23 protein-coding genes are annotated in these 23156 nt (G+C 32.5%); 9 read left to right on the forward strand and 14 right to left on the reverse strand.

Annotated elements, in window-relative coordinates:
- The first annotated feature begins 52 nt into the window (after positions 1 to 52).
- Together IEV63_RS04805 and IEV63_RS04810 are read left to right on the forward strand one after the other, a co-directional pair.
- On the forward strand, positions 53 to 1693 hold the full coding sequence (locus tag IEV63_RS04805; protein WP_188405659.1) for a sulfatase-like hydrolase/transferase: 1641 nt from the start codon (positions 53 to 55) through the stop codon (positions 1691 to 1693).
- A gap of 71 nt (positions 1694 to 1764) precedes the next feature.
- Positions 1765 to 1998 carry a hypothetical protein gene (locus IEV63_RS04810; protein WP_188405660.1) on the forward strand — a complete coding sequence of 78 codons (234 nt, stop codon included), beginning with the start codon at positions 1765 to 1767 and terminating at the stop codon, positions 1996 to 1998.
- Between the two features lie 5 nt (positions 1999 to 2003).
- Here IEV63_RS04810 and IEV63_RS04815 read toward each other — a convergent pair whose 3' ends face one another.
- From IEV63_RS04815 to lpxD, 4 genes are all read right to left on the reverse strand, one after another.
- A complete protein-coding gene (locus IEV63_RS04815) occupies positions 2004 to 2369 on the reverse strand; it encodes an NUDIX domain-containing protein (RefSeq protein ID WP_229737181.1) in 366 nt (121 codons plus the stop codon).
- A gap of 154 nt (positions 2370 to 2523) precedes the next feature.
- Positions 2524 to 2835: a hypothetical protein gene (locus IEV63_RS04820; RefSeq protein WP_188405661.1), complete on the reverse strand. Its 312-nt coding sequence runs from the start codon at positions 2833 to 2835 to the stop codon at positions 2524 to 2526.
- A gap of 166 nt (positions 2836 to 3001) precedes the next feature.
- Positions 3002 to 4909 carry a molecular chaperone DnaK gene (dnaK, locus tag IEV63_RS04825; RefSeq protein WP_188405662.1) on the reverse strand — a complete coding sequence of 636 codons (1908 nt, stop codon included), beginning with the start codon at positions 4907 to 4909 and terminating at the stop codon, positions 3002 to 3004.
- A 118-nt stretch (positions 4910 to 5027) separates the two neighbouring features.
- Complete coding sequence (lpxD, locus tag IEV63_RS04830; protein WP_188405663.1) at positions 5028 to 6023, reverse strand: UDP-3-O-(3-hydroxymyristoyl)glucosamine N-acyltransferase; 996 nt, start codon at positions 6021 to 6023, stop codon at positions 5028 to 5030.
- Positions 6024 to 6192: 169 nt separating this feature from the next.
- Between lpxD and IEV63_RS04835 the strand changes: the two genes are divergently transcribed.
- Both IEV63_RS04835 and IEV63_RS04840 read left to right on the forward strand, forming a co-directional pair.
- Positions 6193 to 6951, forward strand: a complete 759-nt coding sequence (locus IEV63_RS04835) for a DUF2490 domain-containing protein (RefSeq protein ID WP_188405664.1) — start codon at positions 6193 to 6195, stop codon at positions 6949 to 6951.
- 101 nt (positions 6952 to 7052) lie between these two features.
- Entirely contained in the window at positions 7053 to 8492 is a 1440-nt protein-coding gene (locus IEV63_RS04840; RefSeq protein WP_188405665.1) for an L-serine ammonia-lyase, read from the forward strand.
- A 271-nt stretch (positions 8493 to 8763) separates the two neighbouring features.
- On the opposite strand, the gene IEV63_RS04845 is transcribed toward IEV63_RS04840, so the two are convergent.
- Genes IEV63_RS04845 through IEV63_RS04860 form a run of 4 tightly spaced genes read right to left on the reverse strand, consistent with a single transcriptional unit; the run spans position 8764 to position 13118 of the window.
- Positions 8764 to 11070 carry a M1 family metallopeptidase gene (locus tag IEV63_RS04845; protein ID WP_188405666.1) on the reverse strand — a complete coding sequence of 769 codons (2307 nt, stop codon included), beginning with the start codon at positions 11068 to 11070 and terminating at the stop codon, positions 8764 to 8766.
- 54 nt (positions 11071 to 11124) lie between these two features.
- Complete coding sequence (locus tag IEV63_RS04850; RefSeq protein ID WP_308419932.1) at positions 11125 to 11616, reverse strand: DUF6702 family protein; 492 nt, start codon at positions 11614 to 11616, stop codon at positions 11125 to 11127.
- Entirely contained in the window at positions 11597 to 12361 is a 765-nt protein-coding gene (locus tag IEV63_RS04855; protein WP_188405668.1) for a BamP family beta-assembly machinery protein, read from the reverse strand. The genes IEV63_RS04850 and IEV63_RS04855 overlap by 20 nt, the downstream gene beginning before the upstream one ends.
- 25 nt (positions 12362 to 12386) lie before the next feature.
- Complete coding sequence (locus IEV63_RS04860) at positions 12387 to 13118, reverse strand: BamP family beta-assembly machinery protein (RefSeq protein ID WP_188405669.1); 732 nt, start codon at positions 13116 to 13118, stop codon at positions 12387 to 12389.
- Positions 13119 to 13248: 130 nt separating this feature from the next.
- On the opposite strand from IEV63_RS04860, the gene pepE reads away from it, so the two are divergent.
- Entirely contained in the window at positions 13249 to 13983 is a 735-nt protein-coding gene (gene pepE, locus IEV63_RS04865; RefSeq protein ID WP_188405670.1) for a dipeptidase PepE, read from the forward strand.
- Positions 13983 to 14897 (forward strand): glutaminase, encoded by a 915-nt coding sequence (locus IEV63_RS04870; RefSeq protein WP_188405671.1) that lies wholly within the window; start codon positions 13983 to 13985, stop codon positions 14895 to 14897. Before pepE ends, IEV63_RS04870 begins: the two co-directional genes overlap by 1 nt.
- Positions 14898 to 15247: 350 nt before the next feature.
- Here IEV63_RS04870 and IEV63_RS04875 read toward each other — a convergent pair whose 3' ends face one another.
- The 6 genes from IEV63_RS04875 to nadC all read right to left on the reverse strand — a co-directional run bounded on the left by IEV63_RS04875 (position 15248) and on the right by nadC (position 21188).
- Complete coding sequence (locus tag IEV63_RS04875) at positions 15248 to 16789, reverse strand: acyl-CoA carboxylase subunit beta (protein ID WP_188405672.1); 1542 nt, start codon at positions 16787 to 16789, stop codon at positions 15248 to 15250.
- Positions 16790 to 16806: 17 nt separating this feature from the next.
- Entirely contained in the window at positions 16807 to 18249 is a 1443-nt protein-coding gene (gene accC, locus IEV63_RS04880; RefSeq protein WP_188405815.1) for an acetyl-CoA carboxylase biotin carboxylase subunit, read from the reverse strand.
- 11 nt (positions 18250 to 18260) lie between these two features.
- On the reverse strand, positions 18261 to 18746 hold the full coding sequence (locus IEV63_RS04885; RefSeq protein ID WP_188405673.1) for a biotin/lipoyl-containing protein: 486 nt from the start codon (positions 18744 to 18746) through the stop codon (positions 18261 to 18263).
- Between the two features lie 63 nt (positions 18747 to 18809).
- The gene (locus IEV63_RS04890) at positions 18810 to 19382 is read right to left on the reverse strand and encodes a chalcone isomerase family protein (RefSeq protein WP_188405674.1); all 573 of its coding nucleotides are present in this window, start codon (positions 19380 to 19382) and stop codon (positions 18810 to 18812) included.
- 11 nt (positions 19383 to 19393) lie between these two features.
- A complete protein-coding gene (locus IEV63_RS04895; RefSeq protein WP_188405675.1) occupies positions 19394 to 20320 on the reverse strand; it encodes a YihY/virulence factor BrkB family protein in 927 nt (308 codons plus the stop codon).
- A 10-nt stretch (positions 20321 to 20330) separates the two neighbouring features.
- Positions 20331 to 21188: a carboxylating nicotinate-nucleotide diphosphorylase gene (nadC, locus tag IEV63_RS04900; protein WP_188405676.1), complete on the reverse strand. Its 858-nt coding sequence runs from the start codon at positions 21186 to 21188 to the stop codon at positions 20331 to 20333.
- Positions 21189 to 21234: 46 nt separating this feature from the next.
- Between nadC and rlmH the strand changes: the two genes are divergently transcribed.
- The 3 genes from rlmH to IEV63_RS04915 all read left to right on the forward strand — a co-directional run bounded on the left by rlmH (position 21235) and on the right by IEV63_RS04915 (position 23128).
- Entirely contained in the window at positions 21235 to 21708 is a 474-nt protein-coding gene (gene rlmH / locus IEV63_RS04905; protein ID WP_188405677.1) for a 23S rRNA (pseudouridine(1915)-N(3))-methyltransferase RlmH, read from the forward strand.
- An 11-nt stretch (positions 21709 to 21719) separates the two neighbouring features.
- A complete protein-coding gene (locus tag IEV63_RS04910; protein ID WP_188405678.1) occupies positions 21720 to 22181 on the forward strand; it encodes a methyltransferase family protein in 462 nt (153 codons plus the stop codon).
- 74 nt (positions 22182 to 22255) lie between these two features.
- Positions 22256 to 23128, forward strand: a complete 873-nt coding sequence (locus tag IEV63_RS04915; protein WP_188405679.1) for a sterol desaturase family protein — start codon at positions 22256 to 22258, stop codon at positions 23126 to 23128.
- Positions 23129 to 23156: the final 28 nt, after the last annotated feature.

Genomic DNA, 23156 nt, shown 5'->3' on the forward strand with positions numbered 1-23156 from the left:
AATTACTTTTGAAATCAAATGTAGTTATAAATTTTAGAAAAAATTTTAAATTTTGAGCAAGCTTCTGGTAGGTTTTTTAAATCCAAAATATAAGTTTACAAACTGGTCTTATTTAATATGGTGGTGGATTCCTATCTGGTCTGCATTTTTTATTGAAGTAAGTACTAACCAATTTGAAAGTTATCGATTTCTAAACTTAATTGAAAATCATTTTTTTGCAATTATATGTTTAATTACAGCATTGCTTCTTAAACCCATAGTTTTTAAACAGCGCTTAAAACATGTGTTTTTTAGTTTATTTGTGTTTTTTACATTTGCTGAAACACTCTATTTTTATTGGTTTAGCACAAATTTTTCTGCATCTTCCATATTTGTTTTGTTTGAAACAAATGTTGCCGAAGCCAGTGAATTTTTAAGTTTTTACATCAATCCGTTTAGTGTTATTTATGCCAGTTTAACTTTAGCATATATTGCAATATACTGGATTTTTCAAACCAAAAATAAAGTAGAATTAAAACCAGTACTAAGTACTTTTTGGTTAATTATTTGTTTGATTATTAGTTTGTTTTTTATTCGAATTACCAAACTCATCGATCAGAACTTTCCTTATTTAGTAGTTCGCGGAGTTCATGTATACCAAGAAGAGCAGGAAGCTCTTGCTAATTTACATATTGATAAACCAAAAGGTAGTTTTACTAATGTAACTTCTGCAAGTAAGCAACCTAGGACTTTTGTGCTTATTATTGGCGAATCTACTACTAAACATAACTTAGAACTGTATGGCTATCCTAGACCAACTAATCCAAAACTGAGCAAAAGAAAAGAACAATTACATGTTTTTGAAGATGTAATCAGTACCAATGCTTTTACAATTGGAGCCTTAAAAACAGCTCTAAGTTTACATAATTTTGAAGCTAAAAACGAGTCTACTATTGTTCAACTTTTTAACCAAGCTGATTTTGAAACACATTGGATTTCTAATCAACGCCCAATTGGTCCTTACGAAAGTATAGTTACCAAAATTTCTAGAGCTTCAAATTTTTATACCTTCACAAATACCGCTTTAGCAGGTAAAAAAACTCCTATAGATGAAGTACTTCTGCCTTACTTAAAAACAACTTTAAAACGAAATACTAAAGACAAATTTATTGTACTGCATATTTTAGGAACGCATTTACAATATAAAGATCGGTATCCGTCAAGATTTGAAAAATTTAATAATGAAGCACCTAATTTAAAGTACGTTCATGCAGAAGCAATTCAAAAAAGAAATGAATACGATAATGCTGTTCTATACAACGATTTTTTAATTGATGAAGTTATTAAACAAGTTGAACAAGAAAATGGAGAAAGTTATGTTTTGTATTTTGCAGATCATGGCGAAGAAGTGTTTTTAAATCAAGATTTTGCTGGACATAACGACGATAATCCTTCGCCAAGTATGTTTGAAGTTCCTTTTATTTTGTGGACTAATAAAAACTTTCAAAAAAGCTTTCAAAGTACAATTGATACTAGTAGAGCCTATTCCTTAAATAATTTTATTCATTCTCTAGCCGAACTATCTGATATTCAATTTGACGAATTTGAACCTGAGAAAAGTATTTTTTCTAAAGACTTTAAAATTGAAAGTCGGTTTATAAAACAAAAAATTGATTTTAAAAGTTTTAAAAGTTCTTTTGAAAAAGAGAACTGATTTTTTGTTAATTATAAATTAGACGGAAAGAAATCTGTTACAGATTTAAGATATTTACAAAAAAATAAAAAATGATTGAATTTGTGTATGCAGGCGTTGGTATAGTTTTGTTATTAACTCTTTTATTTATTTTTAGAAACAAACTAAACCAAAACAAAAAAATCAACTACATTTTAGTAATTGCTTTTATTTTCATATTTCTCGGCATTTTCTTTAACGATAAACCTGCTATTGGTTACACTTTTCTAGCCTTGGGAGCAAGTATAGCTATCATTGAACGAATTCGATCAAGGAGAAAGTCTTAATGTATTTAGTGTAGGTGATGATGCTTTTTAGCTAAGTCTAAAATTTTTGAATGATCGAAAGCTAAGTCGTTTGTATTTACTCGATCAAGTTTAAACCATTTCGCTAAAGCAGCATCGTCTCGAGCTACAGCCTCTACTTTTTTATTTATTAAACAAGTAAAGGCAATGCTTATTGTTCTACTTCTAGGATCGCGATGAATATCATCAAAAATATTTAAAAACTCAAATTGATTAAGCTTAATATGTAAATTAGTTTCTTCTTTTAATTCACGTTGATAAGCCTTGACTAATTTTTCATTAACTCCAACAAAACCACCAGGAAATGCCCATTTATGTTTAAAAGGTTCATTTTTACGTTGAATTAATAACACATAAACTTCGTTATTTTATTTTGCAAAAATCATAGCATCGGTTGCAATATTAATTTTTGATATCATGAAATACAATCTAATAAAATCAAAAAGGCATCCAAATTAGATGCCTTTTAATTGTTTTCTGAAATTAAAATTATAAATCTTTAGCAGATTATTTAACTTCCTCCACAGCTTCACCTGCTTCTTCTGAAGCTTCTTCCATAGCTTCTTCCATAGCTTCACCTCCTTCTTCTGCAGCTTCTTCTGCAGCTTCTTCCATAGCTTCACCTCCTTCTGATTCTTCTTCAGTCATTTCTTCTACTTCTACTTCAACTTCTTCAGCTGCTTCATCTGTAGCTTCTTCTACGCCTTCAGTGGCTTCTTCTACGCCATCTTCAACTTTGTCGCTTGGCTTCTTGTCTTCACAGCTAGATACAGCTACAAGTAAGAAAGCAGCAAATAATAAACTTAATACTTTTTTCATGATTTTTGTTATTTGATTAATCCTGCCAAATATAAAATAAAAAAGCAGAGCTAACTAAAACTCTGCTTTTTATTTAAAGATTTACACAATTTTATGTATTCTATTGTATAATTAAAGATAATTCTTAACTTCTTCGAAGTCTACCCTTCGACAGGCTCAGGACAGACTACTTGACTTCTTCGAAGTCTACGTCTTCTACGTCGTCTTTTCCTGAATCTCCAGATGTTGCATCGCCTTCTGGTTGTCCTTGTGCTCCACCTTGTTGTGCTTCGGCTTGTGCCTTATACATTTCTTCAGAAACTTTTTTCCATTCTTCGTTTAACTTTTCTAAAGCAGGAGTTACTTGTTCAACTTCGCCAGTGGCATGTGCTGTTTTCAATTCTGCTAAAGCATCTTCGATTGGTTTTTTCTTATCATCAGATAATTTATCACCAAATTCTTTTAACTGACTATCAGTTTGGAAGATCATAGCATCTGCTTCATTCAGCTTATCTACTTTTTCTTTCGCTTTTTTATCAGCGTCTGCATTAGCTTCAGCTTCTTTCTTCATTTTTTCAATTTCTTCTTCTGTTAATCCAGAAGAAGCTTCAATACGAATATCTTGCGATTTCCCTGTTGCTTTATCCGTTGCACCTACTTTAATAATACCATTCGCATCAATATCAAATGTAACTTCAATTTGCGGAGTTCCGCGTTTTGCTGGTGGAATACCATCTAAATGAAAACGACCAATGGTTTTGTTATCGGTTGCCATGGAACGTTCACCTTGTAGTACATGAATTTCAACACTTGGCTGATTGTCTTGTGCTGTCGAGAATACCTGCGATTTTTTAGTTGGAATCGTGGTATTAGCTTCAATCAATTTAGTCATTACACCACCCATAGTTTCAATACCTAAAGAAAGTGGAGTAACATCTAATAAAAGTACGTCTTTTACATCTCCAGTTAAAACACCACCTTGAATTCCAGCTCCAATTGCTACAACTTCATCTGGGTTTACTCCTTTACTTGGGGCTTTACCAAAGAAATCTTCTACAGCTTTTTGTACAGCTGGAATACGTGTAGAACCACCTACCAAAATTACTTGGTCGATATCACTTTTACTTAAATCTGCTGCTTTTAAAGCTTTTTCACAAGGAAGGATGGTACGCTTCACAATTTCAGCAATTAATTGCTCAAATTTAGAACGCGATAGAGTTCGTACCAAGTGTTTTGGTCCTGAAGAAGTTGCTGTTACATAAGGCAAATTAATCTCTGTACTTGCTGAAGAAGACAGTTCAATTTTTGCTTTTTCTGCAGCTTCTTTTAAACGTTGCAATGCCATAGCATCTTTACGTAAATCGATATCTTCATCTTTAATAAATTCTTCTGCTAACCAATCAATAATAGTTTCATCAACATCATCTCCACCTAAGTGTGTGTCTCCGTCAGTAGAAAGTACTTCAAAAACACCATCTCCCAGTTCTAAGATGGAAACATCGTGTGTACCACCACCAAAATCGAATACTACAATTTTTTGGTCGGTATCTTTTTTATCTAAACCATAAGCCAAAGATGCTGCTGTAGGTTCGTTAATAATTCTTCTAACTTTTAGGCCAGCAATTTCTCCAGCTTCCTTAGTAGCCTGACGTTGAGAATCGTTAAAATATGCTGGTACAGTAATTACTGCTTCAGTTACATCCTGCCCTAAGTAATCTTCTGCTGTTTTCTTCATTTTTTGAAGAATCATTGCAGAAAGTTCTTGAGGAGAGTATAATCTATCGTCAATTTTTACTCTTGGTGTATCATTTTCACCTTTTTCAATTTTATAAGCTGAACGTTCAATTTCTTTAGAAGAGTCTGAAAATTTATTCCCCATAAAACGCTTAATCGAAGCAATGGTTTTTTCTGGGTTGGTTACAGCTTGTCGCTTTGCTGGGTCGCCAACTTTAATTTCTCCACCTTCAACAAAAGCAATTACTGATGGTGTTGTTCTTTTTCCTTCTGAATTAGGAATTACCACAGGCTCGTTACCTTCCATAACAGATACACACGAGTTGGTAGTACCTAAATCAATTCCTATAATCTTACTCATAATGATTTATTTTCGTTTATTAATTTCATTTTCAACAACAAAAAGTCAATCTTTATGCCAAGTAAAAGTATATGACAGCATGACATATTCCTATGTCAATATGAAGTTTTTAAAACGCTTATTTACCTTTTGTGGCAAGACGTTTTAATATAGCCCATTGTTTTAGAGCAGTACGGCCTTCTACAGCGGGATAACCCAATACTGTTTTTCCTGCTTCAACATTGCCTGTTACACCTGATCCTGCTCCAACTGTTGCACCATCGCCAATTGTAGTGTGGTCTTTAATGGACGCACTACCGCCAATTACAACACCATTACCTAAAGTAACCGAACCTGCTAAACCACTGTTGCCAGCCATGATGCAGAACATTCCTAATTTGCAGTTATGCCCAATTTGAACTAAATTATCAATTTTACATCCATCACCTAAAATAGTAGAAGAAAATTTAGCTCGATCAATGCATGAGTTTGCACCAATTTCAACATAATTACCAATTACTACATTCCCAATTTGTGGGACTTTAATTAGTCCTTTTTCGGGGTGGGGTTCAAAACCAAATCCATCAGCTCCAATACTTGCATTGGGATGTATAATACAATGTGTACCAATTTTAGTACGTTCTCTAATGACTACACCCGACCAGATTTGTGTAGACTTTCCTACATACGAATGATCTAAAATAGTTACGTTAGGATAAATTGTTACTCCATCTTCTAATTTTACATTAGGACCAATATAAGCTCCTGCACCAATTTTAACCGAGTCTCCAATGCTCGATGTTTCGTCAATTATAGCAGTTGGGTGAATATCAGTATCAAATTGTGGTAGTGGTGGTGCAAAAAGATGCAGTGCTTCTATCATACCAAAATTAGCATTTTCAACTCTTATAAAAGCTTTGCCCTCGCCAGGTTCTAATTGACTTGTTGCATTTATTATTGCTGCACTTGCAGCAGAATCTGACCATTCTTTTTCAAACTTGTTGTGACCTATAAACGTAAGTTGAGCTTCTTTTGCTTCATGTAATTGTGCTAAGGAGTGAATTACAATGTGTTTATCACCGATAACTTCTCCATTTAATTTAGATGCTAAATCTGCAACTGTAAATTTTATCATTTTAGAAATTTTGCCCTAAATAACTAATAATTTTTCATTTTAAGAGTCTCTTAGACTAATTATTTGATAATTATCAGTGTAACATCGATTTTTAATATTGAATAATTAGATAGTTTTTTAGCTTGTTTGCAATACAGTAATTTTGTTTTATACGGTAAAATAATTTCTTTTGAAATCTTTCTTCATATTAATCTTAAGTCTATTTAGCATTTTCATTTCTGCCCAAGACAAAGAAATAACTAGCAACGAACAGTTTTGGATGGGATATATGACGAGTGGAAAGATTTCTGAAAAATACTCGCTTTGGAATGATTTTCATTATGTCCCCAATGGTTTTTTTGTGGCCAGAACTGGTTTAACTCGCTTTTTTCATAAAAACTTAAACCTAACAGCAGGTTATGCATATTTAAACGTACCAACTATAAATGAAGGTGTTGAGTTAAAAAGAAACGAACACCGCCCATGGATGCAAATGGTAGCTAACCATAAAGTAAGTCCTAAATTACAAATGATTAATCGAATTCGTTACGATATGCGTTTTCGACAAGATTTTGCTGATGGCGAACTTTTAGATAGCTTTACATTTAATCATCGACTACGAATGCTAATAAGCATGCGTTTTCCTTTAATTGGAAAAGAGTTTATTGGTGGAACACCCTTTGTGAATTTAAGTAATGAAGTTTTAGTTAATTTTGGAAAAAATGTTGAAAACAACTACTTAGATCAAAACCGAACTTGGTTAACTTTTGGTTTACGACTAGATGCCATGAGTTTACAGGTAGGTTATATGCATCGGTTTGTTCAGCTCACACAAAATCAACAATTTGTTAGAAATCATACACTTGTGGTTTGGATTACCCACAACTTCGATTTCAGAAAAAAGAACAAAATAAATCCAAAAGAAGAGCTTTTTTACCGACAACCTTAATTAAAATATGTGAATGATATAATAGATAATTTAAGAATTGTCTAATCAAAATTAAAAAAAATCTCTCATATTTGCCATATTCATAATTAAAGGCTTTTTTAATGAAGAAAGTAGAATGCATTAGCGTATTCGATATGCTTAAAATAGGTGTTGGTCCTTCTAGTTCGCACACTCTTGGACCTTGGCGAGCTTCACAACGTTGGATCGAAGAATTGAAAGATGAAGGTGTTTTTGAAGAAATTCAAAAAATCGAAATTCATTTATATGGTTCGCTTTCGTTAACGGGTAAAGGTCATGCTACCGATATTGCCGCTGTGCTTGGACTTTCAGGTTTTGATCCTGTAAGCATGGATACCTTAACAATTGATGATGAAATAGATTTTATAAAAGCAAAATCAGAATTGTATCTCGACCAAAAATTATTTATTCAGTTTAACTTCGAAAACGATATCGTTTTTCATAAGCATTTTTTAGATTTTCATCCCAACGGAATAATGTACAAAGCCATTACTAAAAATACTAAGGTTATCGAATCTTATTTTTATTCCATTGGCGGAGGTTTTGTTGTAAAAGAAGAACGAGAAAATGCAAAACAAAACATAGAAGATTTTAAGCAATTTCCTTTTTCAATTGAAAACGCAGCTCAGCTTGAGGCTTTTTGCGAAAAAGAGCAAAAAAGCATTGCCGAAATTGTTTTAGAAAATGAACGTTCACTGCGAACTGACCAAGAAATTGATGTTGGGTTAAAAGCGATTTGGGATGTTATGCTAGAATCGATGTATTTAGGTTGCCACACCGAAGGTACTTTACCGGGTGGATTAAATGTAACAAGGAGAGCAACGAGTACGAACCAAAAACTTTTAGCTGAAAATTTTGAACAATATGAAACTAAAGAAGAATGGCTTGAAACCATCCGTAAAACTGAAGTTCGCTTTCGACAAATTTTGCAATGGGTTAGTTGTTTTGCTATTTCTGTAAATGAAGTAAATGCTTCGCTTGGACGTGTAGTAACTTCACCCACCAATGGAAGTTCTGGAACGATGCCAGCTGTATTGATGTATTATTTGTGTATCGAAAATCACCAAGCTGGATTTAACGAAATAAAGCGTTTTATGTTAGTAGCTGGAGAAATTGGTTCTTTGTTTAAAAAAGGAGCAACCATCTCTGCTGCAATGGGCGGTTGCCAAGCAGAAATTGGTGTTTCGTCTGCTATGGCTGCTGGTGCTTTATGCGATTTAATGGGTGGAACTACTGCTCAAGTTTTAATGGCAAGTGAAATTGCTATGGAACACCATTTAGGTTTAACTTGCGACCCAATTGCTGGTTTGGTTCAAATTCCTTGTATAGAACGCAATGCCATGGGTGCCATAAAAGCAATTAATGCTGCAGAAATTGCAATTGAAAGCGATGCTACCAAAGCTAAAATTCCACTTGACAAAGTAATTAATACCATGTGGGAAACGGCCAAAGATATGAGTTCTCGTTATAAAGAAACTTCAGAAGGTGGTCTTGCTGTGCAGGTTATGATGAGTGATTGCTAGTTTTAAAACTTATTTTTTATTTATAATTGCTTGAAGTAAAACTTTGCCTATTGCATTGAAAAATGCTTTATACGTAGACATTTAAGGAATAGTGAAATTCTTCATGAATTATATTTAATTATTTTAAAAACAATTTAATTTAAAGAGACATCTGATTAATAGCTCATTTAAAGTAAATAACTTATAATGAAATAGATCATTATAAATGTTGAAATAAAAAAACCACGCTATATCAAGCGTGGTTTTTTTTATTTAATTTAATACTATATAATTAGTCTTTTTGATTTTTAAATTCTTCAAATTCAGATTCAGTTTCTTCAGCAGGCCAAGAATTATTTGACAAGTCTACATCGGCAGTTTCTAGGTCTGGGTCAACTGTAATTTTCACAATACGTTGACTAGATGTAACTGCTTTACTTATTTCAGCATCGTTTTTACGCCAAACTTGTGCAGGATAAGTTACTTTTTTTGAAGTGCCATCTTCGTAAGTATATTCAACAATAACTGGCATTACTAAACCACCAGGTTTATTAAAAGTAATTTCATAAAAATACTTAGGCACATCTAGATCAATACGTTCTTTTTCAGTGAAATTATCCATAATGAATTCGTTTAAAGATGGTGCATTTTCCAAAACATCTTTTTCGAGCATTTTATCGTCAAATTCATCTGAGCCTACTTCTACAACATACACAGCATCAGCGGTACGAGGATCGTTCTCGGGATCGGTAATTCCATATCTAGCTAAAAGTTCTTTTCCAGCTGTAGTAGGGGTGTTTGTAGGTATGTATTCTTTAACTTCTTTTACACCAATATCTACATAATCTGTAGTATAAAACCAACCTCTAAAATACCAATCTAAATCTATTGCTGAAGCATCATCCATGGTTCTGAAAAAATCTTCTGGAGTTGGGTGTTTAAACATCCAACGCTGAGCAAAAGTTTTGAAAGCGTAATCAAACAATTCGTGTCCCATTACAGTTTCTCTTAGTATATTTAATGCAGTAGCAGGTTTTCCGTAGGCATTGTTTCCTAATTGATAAACTTGTTCTGGATTTGTCATAATAGGAGAAATATAATTCTGATCTCCTTTCATATAATTTACAATTTTAGTTGGTTCGCCTCGTCTAGATGGATATGCGTCTAAACCAGCTAAAGCATCAGGGTGTTTTTTACCAAATTCCTGTTCTGCTAAATATTGCATAAACGTATTTAAACCTTCGTCCATCCAACCCCATTGGCGTTCGTCGCTGTTTACAATCATTGGAAAATAATTGTGTCCAACTTCGTGTATAATTACACTAATCATTCCGTATTTAACTCGATCTGAGTATGTACCATCGGTACTTGGTCTACCATAATTCCAACAAATCATCGGATATTCCATACCTTGATTTTTAGCATGCACTGATATTGCTTTATGGTAAGGATATTGAAAAGTAAAATCGCTATAAGTTTCTAAAGTACTAGCTACTGCATAAGTAGACCATTCTTCCCAAAGTGGATTTCCTTCTTTAGGGTAAAGCGAAATTGCCATCACTTCTTTATCGCCTACTTTTACATTCATTGCGTCATAAATAAACTTTCTAGAAGTAGCAAAAGCAAAGTCACGAACCATATCTGCTTTCCATTCCCAAGTTTGAGTTTTTTTAGCAAATCCTTTTTCAGCTGCTTCAGCTTCTTCTTGGGTTACAATAATCACCGGCTTATCGAAAGATTTTTTTGCTTCTTCATAACGACTCATCATTTCCTTAGTGAAAACTTTTTTACGATTTTGCAATTCGCCTGTCGCTTCCATTACATGATCTTTGGGTACAGTAATACTAACTTCGTAATTTCCAAAAGGAAGTGCCCATTCGCCATTTCCCCAAAATTGATAGTTTTGCCAACCTTCTACATCATTATAAACCGCCATTCTTGGAAAAAATTGAGCAATTACATAAGCATTATTTCCATCTTCTTCAAAATGCTCATATCCAGAACGTGCACGATTAGTAACATGATTATTTACTAGATAGTTCCATTCTATATCAAAGGTAAAGCTCTCACCCGGCATTAATGCTTGCGGAATATCAATACGCATCATAGTCCAATTAATTTTATGCGGTAATGGCTGTCCATCTTTCGTTAATGATGTAATTTTAAAACCGCCGTCGAATTCTTCATTCATATAAGATTCAGTAAAGTTATCAACTGGCATCACTGGTGAAAATCCACTCCCGTTTTTTTCTTTTGAAGGACTCCCTTTTTCTCGAATATTTTGGTCTAGTTGCATCCATAAATATTCTAAATTATTCGGAGAATTGTTGGTATAGGTTACAGTGGCTTTACCATTTAAACGTTGGTTTTCGTCGTTTAAAACAATATCCATTTTATAATCAGCTGTGTTTTGATAGTACTCATGTCCTGGAGCTCCAGCTGCTGTTCGGTATGAGTTGGGTGTAGAAAACTGATCGTAAAGTTGTCTAAATTTATTTTCGTTGGTGTGCCCTTGTTGTTGTTCATCTTCCTGAGCTAGTAAGCCTAAGGGAAGCAGGAATAAACTGGAAACGAAAATGCACTTCAATAATTTTTTCATGTTAAATAATTTTGGTTGCTAAAATAAGGGTTTTTTATAAGCTTAGACAAACTCTTAAAACATAAATGTATGTGAAGATTTATCTAGGGTTAAAACACTACTTTTTGTTTTGTTTTCATGGGTTAAATGCACCAAGTTTTTTTGATCTTCGAATAAATCGGTTAATATCAGATTTTCGACTGAAATTTGATTAAATGCTGAAATATTTTCTGCTTCAATATATAAGTAAACCCGATCATCTTCATAGCGTTTTCCAATAAATTTCAAATTAATTTCTTGATTTGGAATGCTTAGACTAAATTTTTGATTAATGTATTTTTTAATCCATTTTTCTACGTTATCACTTTCATTATCGGGCAACAAAACTACTGGAACACCGAATCTTTTAGTTAAGACATCTTCAAGGTCGTCTGCAAAAACTCTACTTATAATCTGTAAGCTTGTTGTATTTTCATTGTACTCAATGTCAGTAACACTCACATAAAATTTATGTGTTGAAAAATTAAAATTTATAAGTAAGAGTATACTAGTTAGTAGGAGTTTCATTGGCTTTTATAATTTTGTAAGCATCTGCTTTTAAGCTCAGGTAATTTATAATTTCTAAATCATCATTATTTCTAACAAAAGACTTTAGTGCTTCATCTTCAACACAAAAATAAATAAAGTCTTCGATGTATTTTTCTTCAATTTTTAAATCGATTAGAAAAAAGTCTCTAGGCAAACGTTCTTGTATGTCTTGTTTTAAGATGTCTATTTTACTCCATTCATTCAACATTCTCAGCTTTTTAATTCTGCCATTTATAGAATTTAGTATATAATCTACTGAAGTACTCGTAGCTGTATACAGTTTTCGTTCAGTTTGTGTTCGTTTTTTTTGTGGCGGTATTAATCCGGCTGCTTTGTAATCGAAGACGTAAGCTGGCATGTGCTGAGCATCTTCGATTAGGTTTCCAGTTAGCCCGTAAGGATTAATAACTACTTCTTGCAGTAAATTATTTTTTTCTATTAAATAGACTTCTAAAAATTCACTTTTTATAGCTTCTTCTGTAATTTGAATGCCCAACTTTTCGAATTGAACGGCACTAAAAATTAAACTATCATTTAATTGAACTTCGATAACGAAATCTCCTTTTTTATTGCTTATGCTACCTGTTTTTTGAGTAAGGTTAATAATGTTTACAAAAGCAACTTCGGTGCTGTCTGCATTTATTTTTCCTTTAAGCTCTATTTTTTGAGCATTAATTGCGAAACAAAAGCAAAATAAGCAATAAGTAAGAGCTAGTTGACTCATATGCTAAAGAATAATAATTTAATACTTATCGAGATTTAAACTCATCACTCTTACAAACTAAAAACTGAATAAAATCTAACTGGTTTTCTTTTTTTAGCAATTCATTATCGAAGGCTTGGTCTTGAATAAAAAATATAAATTCATTAATACGATTTTGCTCTATATTTAAGTATTCATTAAAAAAATCATCATCATACATTTTTCGTACCGTCACATCTAAATTATTTGGTAATTTGTCTTCATTTTTACCCACATTTTTAAAAATTTTTCTAAAAATATTAGCCACATCTAAACCGTATTCTATAAATTGGTCGCTTGTAATAGCTTTTTTTTCAGTGGTTTGCCTATCCTGGGTATACTCACCTTCCATAGTTCGAATTGCTTTTTTAGCATCTTTATCAAGATTAATATTGTCTTGAGTGTTTACTTTTTGTGCATCTACTTCAATATTACCCGTTAAGTCGTAAGGTTTTATTACTACTTCTTCTAAGGTATTATTAGCTTCATTTAGCGTAATAGTCATTTTTTTTTGATCAAAAATCACTTCATTAATAACAATTTCAAAATCTTGATATTGAACGGCAGAAAAGCTAAGCTCATCTCCTACGGCCACAAAAATATTAAAGGCACCAATTTCGTCTGTAATAGTCCCTGCCTTAGTGTTTTTGTTGACTACATTTATGTTAGAAGCATCATCTTTTAATGGAACATTTACCTTACCTTGTATGTAAACTCGGTCTACTAATTGAGATGACATACAAAAAGGGATAAATAGAAGAATAAAAAAAAAGTTTTTCATAATGTTAAATGTCTTTAAATATCGTACAATATAAATAAATTGAACCTAGTTTACAAAACATCAACAAGAATATAATAAAACATTATGTATGCTATTAAAATCAAATTATAAGTGCTTAATTGCCAGCACATCTACATTACATCAAGAAGATTACCTAGAATATTTATTGCCAACTTTAATCGATTTTTTTAAAGACACAAACAAGATCTTATTTATTCCCTATGCTCGTCCTGGTGGCCTATCTCACGATGAATATACGGCTAAGGCTAATTCTGCGTTGGCAAGTATTGGCAAAACTTGCATAGGCATACATACATTTACAAATCCAATAGAAGCGGTTTACAATGCTAAAGGAATTTTTACTGGTGGTGGAAATTCATTTGTATTGCTCCAGCAACTTTATAAGTACAATTTACTAGATGCTTTAAAAAAAAGCATTGAAACTGGAACAGCCTATTTAGGTACAAGTGCAGGGAGCAATATCTGTGGGTTAAGTATAAAAACAACTAACGATATGCCTATTGTTTATCCTCCGAGCTTTAATGCTTTAGGAATATTGCCCTTTTTAATAAACCCACATTATTTAGATACCAAACCCGATTTAAAACACATGGGCGAAAGCCGAGAAACTCGTATAAAAGAATTTTTAACTTACAATAATGAAGTAGTTTTAGGTTTAAGGGAAGGAAGTTGGCTAGCTATGGAAAAAGAAAAAATACATTTACGGGGAAAATTAAGCGCTCGACTATTTTATAAAAATACAATTGAAGAATTAGCAAGTGGTGTTGAATTAAATCAATTATTAAACGAATTGAAGATTTAATGGACTATAAAAAAATTGTACAAGAACTAGAATTAAAAATGAATACATTTTCAAAAACAGGAGATGTTGCAAGTTATATACCCGAATTAAAAAAGGTAGATCCCACTAAATTTGGTTTTCATTTAGCGTGCTTAGATGGAAAAGAATATGGTTTTGGGAATCATAAAGAATTATTTTCCATACAGAGTATATCTAAAGTATATACCTTAGCATTAGCCAAGGAAATATTAGGAAAAGATTTGTGGAAACGTGTTCAAGTTGAACCATCGGGGAATGCTTATAACTCGCTAACTCAATTGGAAAATGAAAATGGAATTCCTAGAAATCCGTTTATTAATGCTGGATCGATTGTAATTGCAGATTGTTTGCTCAGTGTACTCGAAAATCCGAAAGACGATTTATTGAAGTTTGTAAGAAGAATAAGCCATGATGAAAGCATTAACTACAATCTAAAGGTAGCTGAATCTGAAAAAGCAAGTGGATCTAGAAATGTAGCACTTATTTATTATATGAAGTCTTTAGGTAATATTAAAAACAAACCTGAAGATGTATTGGATTTTTATTATCATCAATGTTCACTGAGTATGTCTTGTCAACAATTAGCAAATTCGTTTAAATTATTTGCCAATCATGGTAAATTAACCGAAACTAGCGAACATGTATTTAACCAACAAAGTGTTAAAAGAATAAATTCCATTATGCTTACTTGTGGTTTTTATGATGAAGCTGGAGAATTTAGCTACAAGGTAGGATTACCAGGAAAATCTGGAGTTGGTGGTGGAATTATAGCGTTATTACCCGAACATTACGCGGTATCGGTTTGGAGTCCAAGATTAAATAAAAAAGGAAATTTTAGCTTGGGTATGAAAACATTAGAAGTATTTACCAGCTTAACAGGATTATCTATTTTCTAATGTATTTATGAATACCATACATTAGTGTTCAATTAAAATAAATAAAACTGTTTCTAAATTAAGTCTAGTTAAGCTTATGTTGTTATCTTTTAAAATTCACTTTGCTTTTAAGCATTTCACTTCATCTAAACTAGATACTTTCTTTATTGTATGGTTTATCTAATTATTAGAAAATCTCGTCTCTTTTTTATTACAGCGACTTCTGCTGAGTTGGCCAGTCCTTATCAAGTAGATGGGCCGTAGTATTTGTGCTAAGCTTGCCTAAAAAAAAGATTTAATATCTTTTGTCGGACAACAGTGATTTTTAAATTTAAAAAAAGCTGTTTCAATATTGAAACAGCTTTTTTTGTTTAGAGAGGAATATTTCCATGTTTTCGCTTTGGTCTTAGTACCTCTTTATTTTTAAGCATATTAAATGCTTTTATTAACTTCCGTCTAGTTTCTTTTGGTAAGATAACTTCATCAACAAATCCACGTTGAGCCGCTTTATATGGGTTTGCGAAAGTCTCTGCATATTCGGCTTCTTTTTCGAGCAACTTTTCTTCAGGATTAGCTGCTTGACTAATTTCTTTCCTAAAAATAATTTCTGAAGCTCCTTTGGCTCCCATTACAGCAATCTCTGCATTTGGCCAGGCAAAATTTAAATCTGCACCAATGTGTTTAGAGTTCATTACATCGTAAGCTCCACCATATGCTTTGCGCGTAATTACTGTAATTCTGGGTACAGTAGCTTCACTTAAAGCGTAAAGCAATTTTGCTCCATGTAAAATAATACCATTCCATTCTTGGTCTGTACCTGGTAAGAAGCCAGGAACATCTACTAAAACTAATAAAGGAATATTAAATGCATCGCAAAAACGCACAAAGCGAGCAGCTTTTTTAGATGCATCTACATCTAAAACACCAGCTAAACTCATCGGTTGGTTAGCTACAATTCCTACACTTTTACCTCCTATTCTAGAAAAACCAACAAGTATGTTGTCTGCATAATCCTTATGTACTTCATAAAAACTATCTGCATCGATAATACCATTGATCACCTCGTGCATATCGTAAGGTTTGTTGGCATTTTCTGGAATAATATTTTCTAATTCTTCTCTAAATTCTTCATCCAAATCAATTTTTAAATCGCTTGGTTTTTCTTGGTTGTTTTGCGGTATATAACTTAGGAGTTTTTTTATTTGCATTAAACAATCAATATCATTTTGTGCTGTAAAATGTGTAACACCAGACTTGGTTGAATGCGCACTTGCTCCACCCAATTCTTCTGAGCTCACTTCTTCGTTAGTTACTGTTTTTACAACATTTGGTCCTGTTACAAACATATAACTTGTGTCTTGTACCATGATGGTAAAATCGGTCATTGCTGGAGAATACACTGCGCCACCAGCGCAAGGTCCCATAATTGCTGAAATTTGTGGCACTACTCCACTAGCTTGTACATTTCGATAAAAAATATCGGCATAACCACCAAGCGACCTTACACCTTCCTGAATTCGAGCACCACCAGAATCGTTTAATCCAATTATGGGTGCACCTACCTGAACAGCTTTATCCATTATTTTACAGATTTTTTCGGCATGTGTTTCTGAAAGTGCTCCTCCAAAAACGGTAAAATCTTGTGCATAAACGTAGACTAATCTTTCGTTTACAGTTCCATAACCAGTAACTACACCATCTCCATAAAATTGCTGACTTTGCATATTAAAATCAGTTGTTCGGTGAGTAACCAGCATTCCCATCTCTTCAAATGATCCTTCATCTAGAAAATAAGCGATGCGTTCTCTTGCTGTTAATTTCTTTTTTTTGTGCTGCTTTTCTATTCTAATTTGGCCACCACCCAATTTAGCTTCTTTTATTTTGGATTGTAAATTTTCTATAGCTTTACTCATGATTTCAATTTTTGGTATTACACCTTAGGAATACGAAGTTTTTGTTGTTCTTTTTGATATTGCTTAATAGCTACTAGTGCAGCTATTTTGGCTTCTTGTTTACGTTCTTCATCAAGTATTGCTGGAGTATAATATTTTTTCACAAAATGCGTATCAAAATTACCACTTACAAAAGCTTCATGTTTGCAAACAAATTTCCCAAAAGGAAGTGTAGTTTCTATTCCTTTTATTTCATATTGATTAATAGCTTCAATCATGCGTTGTATGGCTTGATTTCTGTCTTCTCCATAAGTAACCAATTTGGCTAACATCGGGTCGTAATAAATCGGTACTTCCATACCTTCTTCGAAACCATCATCTATTCGTATTCCTTTGCCAGCGGGCGGTCTATATCGCTCAAGTAAACCAACACTAGGCAAGAAATCTTCTAATGGGTTTTCTGCATAAACGCGCAATTCTAATGCATGGCCTTTTATACTTAAATCTTCTTGTTTAATTTGTAGTTCTTCACCTCTAGCAATTTTTATTTGTTGTTCTACCAAGTCTACTCCAGCTATTAATTCGGTTACTGGGTGTTCCACTTGAAGACGCGTATTCATTTCTAAAAAATAGAAATTTTTATTTTCGTCCATTAAAAACTCAACGGTTCCTGCACCCACATAATCGCAAGCTTTAGCTACTCTTACAGCTGCTTCGCCCATTTCTCTTCGAAGTTTGTCGTCTAAGATTACCGATGGAGCTTCTTCTACTACTTTTTGGTGCCTTCTTTGCACACTGCATTCTCGCTCAAATAAATGGATGGTATTACCATGGGTATCGGCCAACACTTGTACTTCGATGTGTCGTGGAGAGCCAACATATTTCTCTATAAAAACAGCACCATTTCCGAAAGCAGATTTAGCTTCACTGATGGCTCTTTTCATTTGTTCTTCGAGTTGATCTTCTTTTTCTACAACACGCATACCTTTGCCTCCGCCGCCTGCAGATGCTTTAATTAGAATTGGAAACCCAATATCTTTTGCTATTGTCTTTGCCTTTTCTACATCGGTTATTGCTTCATCTATTCCTGGAACCATGGGAATTTGGTAAGATTTCACCGCATCTTTGGCAGCTAACTTATCACCCATAACTCGAATAGCATGCGATTTTGGACCGATAAAAATCAAATTATTTTGTTCTATTTGTTCAGCAAATTCAGCATTTTCACTTAAAAAACCATATCCAGGATGTATAGCATCTACCTGTAAGGACTTACAAATTTCTATAATTTTATCTGCTCTTAAATACGATTTGCTAGAAGCTGCTTTACCAACGCAAACTGCTTCGTCAGCAAATTTTACGTGTGGTGCATTTCGGTCTACTTCAGAAAAGATAGCTACAGATTGAATGCCCATTTTTCGAATACTCTTCATTACCCGTAAGGCAATTTCACCACGATTGGCTACTAATATTTTTTTTATGTTTGGCATAATTATTCCATTTCAATTAACAATTCATTTTTAGCAACGGTATTTGCATTAACTACAGGTATTTTTTTAATTACAGCATCTCTAGGAGCTGTAATTGCATTTTCCATTTTCATAGCTTCAAGAATTAGTAAGGTTTCTCCTTCCTTTACCGCTTGCCCTTCTTTTACATTAATATCTAGAATTAATCCTGGCATTGGTGCTTTAATTTCATTTACTTGTGATGCAGAAGCTAAAGACAATCCCATTTCTTTAATTAATACATCTAAATCGTTTGAGATTTGAACATGATAAATATTAGAGTTAACCTTTATTTGATAGGATTGCTCGTTAAAATTTTGCTGAACTAAAGATAGGTTTAAGGATTTGTTTTCATGTAAAACATGGATAGATTCTGTGGTAGTAGACAAACTATCTAATTGGTCTACTTCTTCTTGGGTAAACTCAAAGTCGAATTCGTTATTAACTTTGGCTTTATAGATTTTATTCATATCATTTATTTAGCATGGTAAATATAATTATTCTAAAATTGACTAAATAGGAATACCTTAAATTTATGTGCCTTTAATTATTTGATTTTTTAGCTCTTGATCTATGCAATTTTCAGATAACCAAATACTAAATAATGCTTGTTTAAAATCGATTCCTAAAATACGTCCTAAGTATCTGTCGTTTAAATAAAATTTTGTTTGACCTGAAGGAAGATAAACTAAATCTACCACATCATTTTTTTCAATTTCTCCTTCAATTTTATCTACGATGTTTTCTACTTTGTTTTTATATTTTGTGTAATTATTTTGCTGAGATTTTTTAAAACCACGTTCTATTGCCATTTTTAGTCTGCTTTTAGACACCAAGCTTGTTTTCATATACAATCGCAAAACCATAGTTTCATTGGAATGGATAAGCTGCTGCGCGTTGTGGTTGCTTTCATTTATAAATATAGAAACTAAATACACATCAATCCAGAGTATTTTTCTGGCAGCGGCTCCATACAGTGGAAGAGATTTATGCGAATCAATTGTTAGAGATTTTGGAATTTTGGTACCCGATATATTAATCTGAGCATTTGTTTTCACAAAAAAACAACTTACAATCAATAGGGTAAATATGAGTTTTATTTTCATGTAATGATAAGTTAGTTTTTAGGAATTCTCCTTAATTTATAAATAGAAGCATTCAATTCGAACCCTAATAATAAAATATTAGAGTTAAGCCAGATATAAAATAGCAGAATTAAAAGTGCTCCAATTGAGCCATAGAGTTTATTATAGCTTGCAAAATTTTCAATATAAATGGAAAATAAAACCGTAGTAACAATAATTAAGATAGTTGTAAATAATGCCCCTGCAGAGAAAAATTTACTTTTTCTACTTTCTCTTGTTCCAAAATAGTAAACAACATTTAAACCAATGTATAGCATTCCTATTAAAACCGCATACCTGCCAATTCTAATCCAATAAATTTCGTCTATAAATACACCTAAATCTTTAAAATCTTCAATTAAATAGGTTAGGTATATCGTAATAATCACAGTAAATAAAAGTAAAATAGCAATAATTATAGCTACAACCATAGCTACTAAATATTGTCTGAAAATTGACCGATTTAGTTTAGTGTGATAGGAAAATTCGAAACTAGTTAAAATAGCATTTACACCATTAGACATTAAAAATATAGACAATATAAACACAAACGAAAGTAAACCAGCTCTTGGATTGTTGGCAATATCGTAAAATATTTCATTAAAAAAACCTGAAGTTTGTGGAGGCAACAACTCGTCTATAAACGAAAGCAACTCCTGCTGAAAATCTTCAATAAAAGTAACAAAAGGAATTAAGTTTAACACAAAAAGTAAAAACGGAAAAATGGCTATAAAAAAACTAAATGCTATGGAACTGGCTCGGGTAGAAAATGTTCCTTTTATAATTCCAAATACATAGATTTTTAGCAATCGATAAAAAGATAGGCCTTCGGTACCAGGAACTTTTAACTTCTTCCCCCATATGGCAAAATATTTTACCACAGGAATTTGAATAATTGTTCTGTCGAATTGATCGCTCATTAACTTTTCTTTATACAGCTTTTAAACTTAAGTCTACATTATAAACCGAATGTGTTAAAGCACCACTAGAAATAAAATCTACTCCACAATCTGCATATTGTTTTGCTGTAGATAAGGTTATACCACCACTCGATTCGGTTTGGCATACATCTCCAATTAACTGAACTGCTTTTTGGGTATCTGCAAAAGAAAAATTATCAATTAAAATACGATGAATGCATTTATGTTGAATAATTTGCTGGATTTCTTGAAGGTTTCTTGCTTCAACTATTATTTTTAAGTCTAATTTATTTTTAGTTAAATAGGATTGTGTTTTCTCAATTGCCTGATGTATTCCACCTGCAAAATCAATGTGATTGTCTTTTAACATAATCATATCGTACAAAGCAAATCTGTGGTTTACTCCCCCACCTATTTTTACAGCCCATTTTTCTAGGGCACGAAAACCTGGTGTAGTTTTACGGGTATCTAAAATTTTAGTTTTCGTATTTTTTAACACCTGTGTAAATTCATTGGTTTTTGTAGCTATGGCACTCATACGTTGCATGGCATTTAAAACTAAGCGTTCACCTTTTAATATGGTTTGACTCGTACTTTTTATGTAAAAAGCAATATCTCCTCGGTTAAGCCAATCGCCATCTTTGGCTTTAAATTCTATTTGTGATTTAGGATCTAAAAACTGGAATACTTGTTTGGCAAATTCTAAGCCTGCAATAACACAATCTTCTTTTACTAATAATTTAGCTTCACCTTTTGCATTTTTAGGAATACAGGCCAAAGACGAGTGATCTCCTTCTCCAACATCTTCTCGTAAAGCATTGGTAATTATTAAGTCTATTTCTTTTTGAAAATGTGCTTCGCTGATCATGTATTCCCTATTTTTGTCATTAACAAAGTTAAGGCTATTTTTAAAGATGACCATTACCCTAATTTGTATTGGAAAAACAAACGACAAGGCACTGAAAACCTTGGTGCAAGATTATGAAAAACGAATTTTGCACTTTATTAAATTTAAAGTTGAAGTTATTCCTGATTTAAAAAACAGGAAAAAATTGAGCGAAGAAGAGCAAAAGATAGAAGAAGGAAAATTAATTTTAGCTAAATTGAAGGCTTCCGATTTTTTAGTTCTGTTAGACGAAAATGGAAAAGAATTTAATTCTGTAGCGTATGCTAAATGGATGCAAAAGCAACTTAACAAAGGCTTAAAAAATTTAGTGTTTGTCATCGGCGGACCTTATGGCTTTTCGGAAGCAATTTACCAGGCTTCAAAAAGTAAAATCGCTCTATCGCAAATGACGTTTTCACATCAAATGGTTAGGTTGTTTTTTACCGAACAAACTTATCGAGCTTTTAGTATTTTAAATAATTTACCTTACCACCATCAATAAAATTAAAATTCATGAAAGAAAAATCAATTCAAGATTGGATTTATGTAATTTTACAATTTATATTCTTTCTCCTTTATCTTCAAGACTTCACTATACTAAGCTGGGAGATTTCTAAGGATGCAAAAATATTGTTTCAATTAATAGCTGGTATGGGATTGTTATTTTCCATTCTAGCAGTTTTAAGTATAAATACTTTAGTTTCTCCTTTTCCTTCACCTAAAAAGGAAATGCAGTTACAAACCAAAGGAGTTTTTGCATTTGCAAGGCATCCTATTTACACTGGTATTTTAATTTTATTTTACGCTTGGGGAATTGCGCAAGCTTCAACTTATAAAATATCAATTGCACTATTTTTTAATCTATTTATTTATTGTAAAGCAAGATATGAAGAGCAATTGCTTCGAGAAAAGTTTCCAGACTATAAAGAATACGCTTTAAAAACAGGAATGTTTTTTCCTAAATTATTTAAATAAACTTTAATCTTTGTAGAATTAAACTTGGTAACTAAGGTTACATTCATAAGGAGTTGGTTAATTACATTTGCAAAGTGAATAAATATGTAGAAATTTTTATAGAATCGTTTACTGGATATTTTAATTATTTAGTCAACGAAATTTCTAATCCGTGTTGGACCAATTATTTTTATTGGTTAATCGGGCTATCTGGGTTGGTTTGGATTTTCGAAATTATTCAACCTTGGCGTAAAAACCAAAAGATTTTTAGAAAAGGTTTTTGGTTAGATAGCTTTTATATTTTCTTTAATTTTTTCTTGTTTTCATTAATTGGATACAATGCCATCTCCAATATTGGAGTTGAGCTCTTCAATGATTTTTTAAGTTTATTTGAAATTGAGAATATAGCTGCTATACAAATCGATCAACTTCCTACTTGGTTACAATTTCTTATTTTGTTTGTTGTAGCCGATTTTATACAATGGAATGTGCACCGAATGCTTCATAAAGTTCCATGGTTATGGAAATTTCACAAAGTACATCATTCAGTAAAAGAAATGAGTTTTAACGCCCATTTTCGCTTTCATTTTATGGAAACTATTTTTTACAAAACAGCCCAATACATTCCTATAGCTATGATTGGTTTTGGTATTCAAGAATTCTTTATTGTACACATGTTTACTGTGTTTGTTGGGCATTTAAACCATGCTAATTTAAATTGGAATTACGGTCCGCTGAAATACATTTTCAACAATCCAAAAATGCACATCTGGCATCATGCTAGAGAATTACCCAAACACAAACCCTATGGAATGAATTTTGGAATTAGCTTAAGTATTTGGGATTATTTATTCAACACAGCGTACATTCCTCACAACGGCAAAGATATTCACCTTGGTTTTGAAGGTGATGAAAATTATCCTGAAGACTTTATAAATCAAATAAAGGCTCCCTTTCAATCAAAATAAAACGATTTGGCATGTTTATTGAAATATT

This window comes from Psychroflexus salis (assembly GCF_014640175.1).
Lineage (GTDB): Bacteria > Bacteroidota > Bacteroidia > Flavobacteriales > Flavobacteriaceae > Psychroflexus > Psychroflexus salis.

What these genes read in the sequence shown, in the direction of transcription:
- IEV63_RS04810 (WP_188405660.1), top strand. Translation starts at nt 1,765, where the DNA reads ATGATTGAATTTGTGTATGCAGGCGTTGGTATAGTTTTGTTATTAACT.
- IEV63_RS04820 (WP_188405661.1), bottom strand. Translation starts at nt 2,835, where the DNA reads ATGAAAAAAGTATTAAGTTTATTATTTGCTGCTTTCTTACTTGTAGCT.
- dnaK (WP_188405662.1), bottom strand. Translation starts at nt 4,909, where the DNA reads ATGAGTAAGATTATAGGAATTGATTTAGGTACTACCAACTCGTGTGTA.
- lpxD (WP_188405663.1), bottom strand. Translation starts at nt 6,023, where the DNA reads ATGATAAAATTTACAGTTGCAGATTTAGCATCTAAATTAAATGGAGAA.
- IEV63_RS04840 (WP_188405665.1), top strand. Translation starts at nt 7,053, where the DNA reads ATGAAGAAAGTAGAATGCATTAGCGTATTCGATATGCTTAAAATAGGT.
- IEV63_RS04845 (WP_188405666.1), bottom strand. Translation starts at nt 11,070, where the DNA reads ATGAAAAAATTATTGAAGTGCATTTTCGTTTCCAGTTTATTCCTGCTT.
- IEV63_RS04850 (WP_308419932.1), bottom strand. Translation starts at nt 11,616, where the DNA reads ATGAAACTCCTACTAACTAGTATACTCTTACTTATAAATTTTAATTTT.
- IEV63_RS04855 (WP_188405668.1), bottom strand. Translation starts at nt 12,361, where the DNA reads ATGAGTCAACTAGCTCTTACTTATTGCTTATTTTGCTTTTGTTTCGCA.
- IEV63_RS04860 (WP_188405669.1), bottom strand. Translation starts at nt 13,118, where the DNA reads ATGTCATCTCAATTAGTAGACCGAGTTTACATACAAGGTAAGGTAAAT.
- pepE (WP_188405670.1), top strand. Translation starts at nt 13,249, where the DNA reads ATGCTATTAAAATCAAATTATAAGTGCTTAATTGCCAGCACATCTACA.
- IEV63_RS04870 (WP_188405671.1), top strand. Translation starts at nt 13,983, where the DNA reads ATGGACTATAAAAAAATTGTACAAGAACTAGAATTAAAAATGAATACA.
- IEV63_RS04875 (WP_188405672.1), bottom strand. Translation starts at nt 16,789, where the DNA reads ATGAGTAAAGCTATAGAAAATTTACAATCCAAAATAAAAGAAGCTAAA.
- IEV63_RS04885 (WP_188405673.1), bottom strand. Translation starts at nt 18,746, where the DNA reads ATGAATAAAATCTATAAAGCCAAAGTTAATAACGAATTCGACTTTGAG.
- IEV63_RS04890 (WP_188405674.1), bottom strand. Translation starts at nt 19,382, where the DNA reads ATGAAAATAAAACTCATATTTACCCTATTGATTGTAAGTTGTTTTTTT.
- IEV63_RS04895 (WP_188405675.1), bottom strand. Translation starts at nt 20,320, where the DNA reads ATGAGCGATCAATTCGACAGAACAATTATTCAAATTCCTGTGGTAAAA.
- nadC (WP_188405676.1), bottom strand. Translation starts at nt 21,188, where the DNA reads ATGATCAGCGAAGCACATTTTCAAAAAGAAATAGACTTAATAATTACC.
- rlmH (WP_188405677.1), top strand. Translation starts at nt 21,235, where the DNA reads ATGACCATTACCCTAATTTGTATTGGAAAAACAAACGACAAGGCACTG.
- IEV63_RS04910 (WP_188405678.1), top strand. Translation starts at nt 21,720, where the DNA reads ATGAAAGAAAAATCAATTCAAGATTGGATTTATGTAATTTTACAATTT.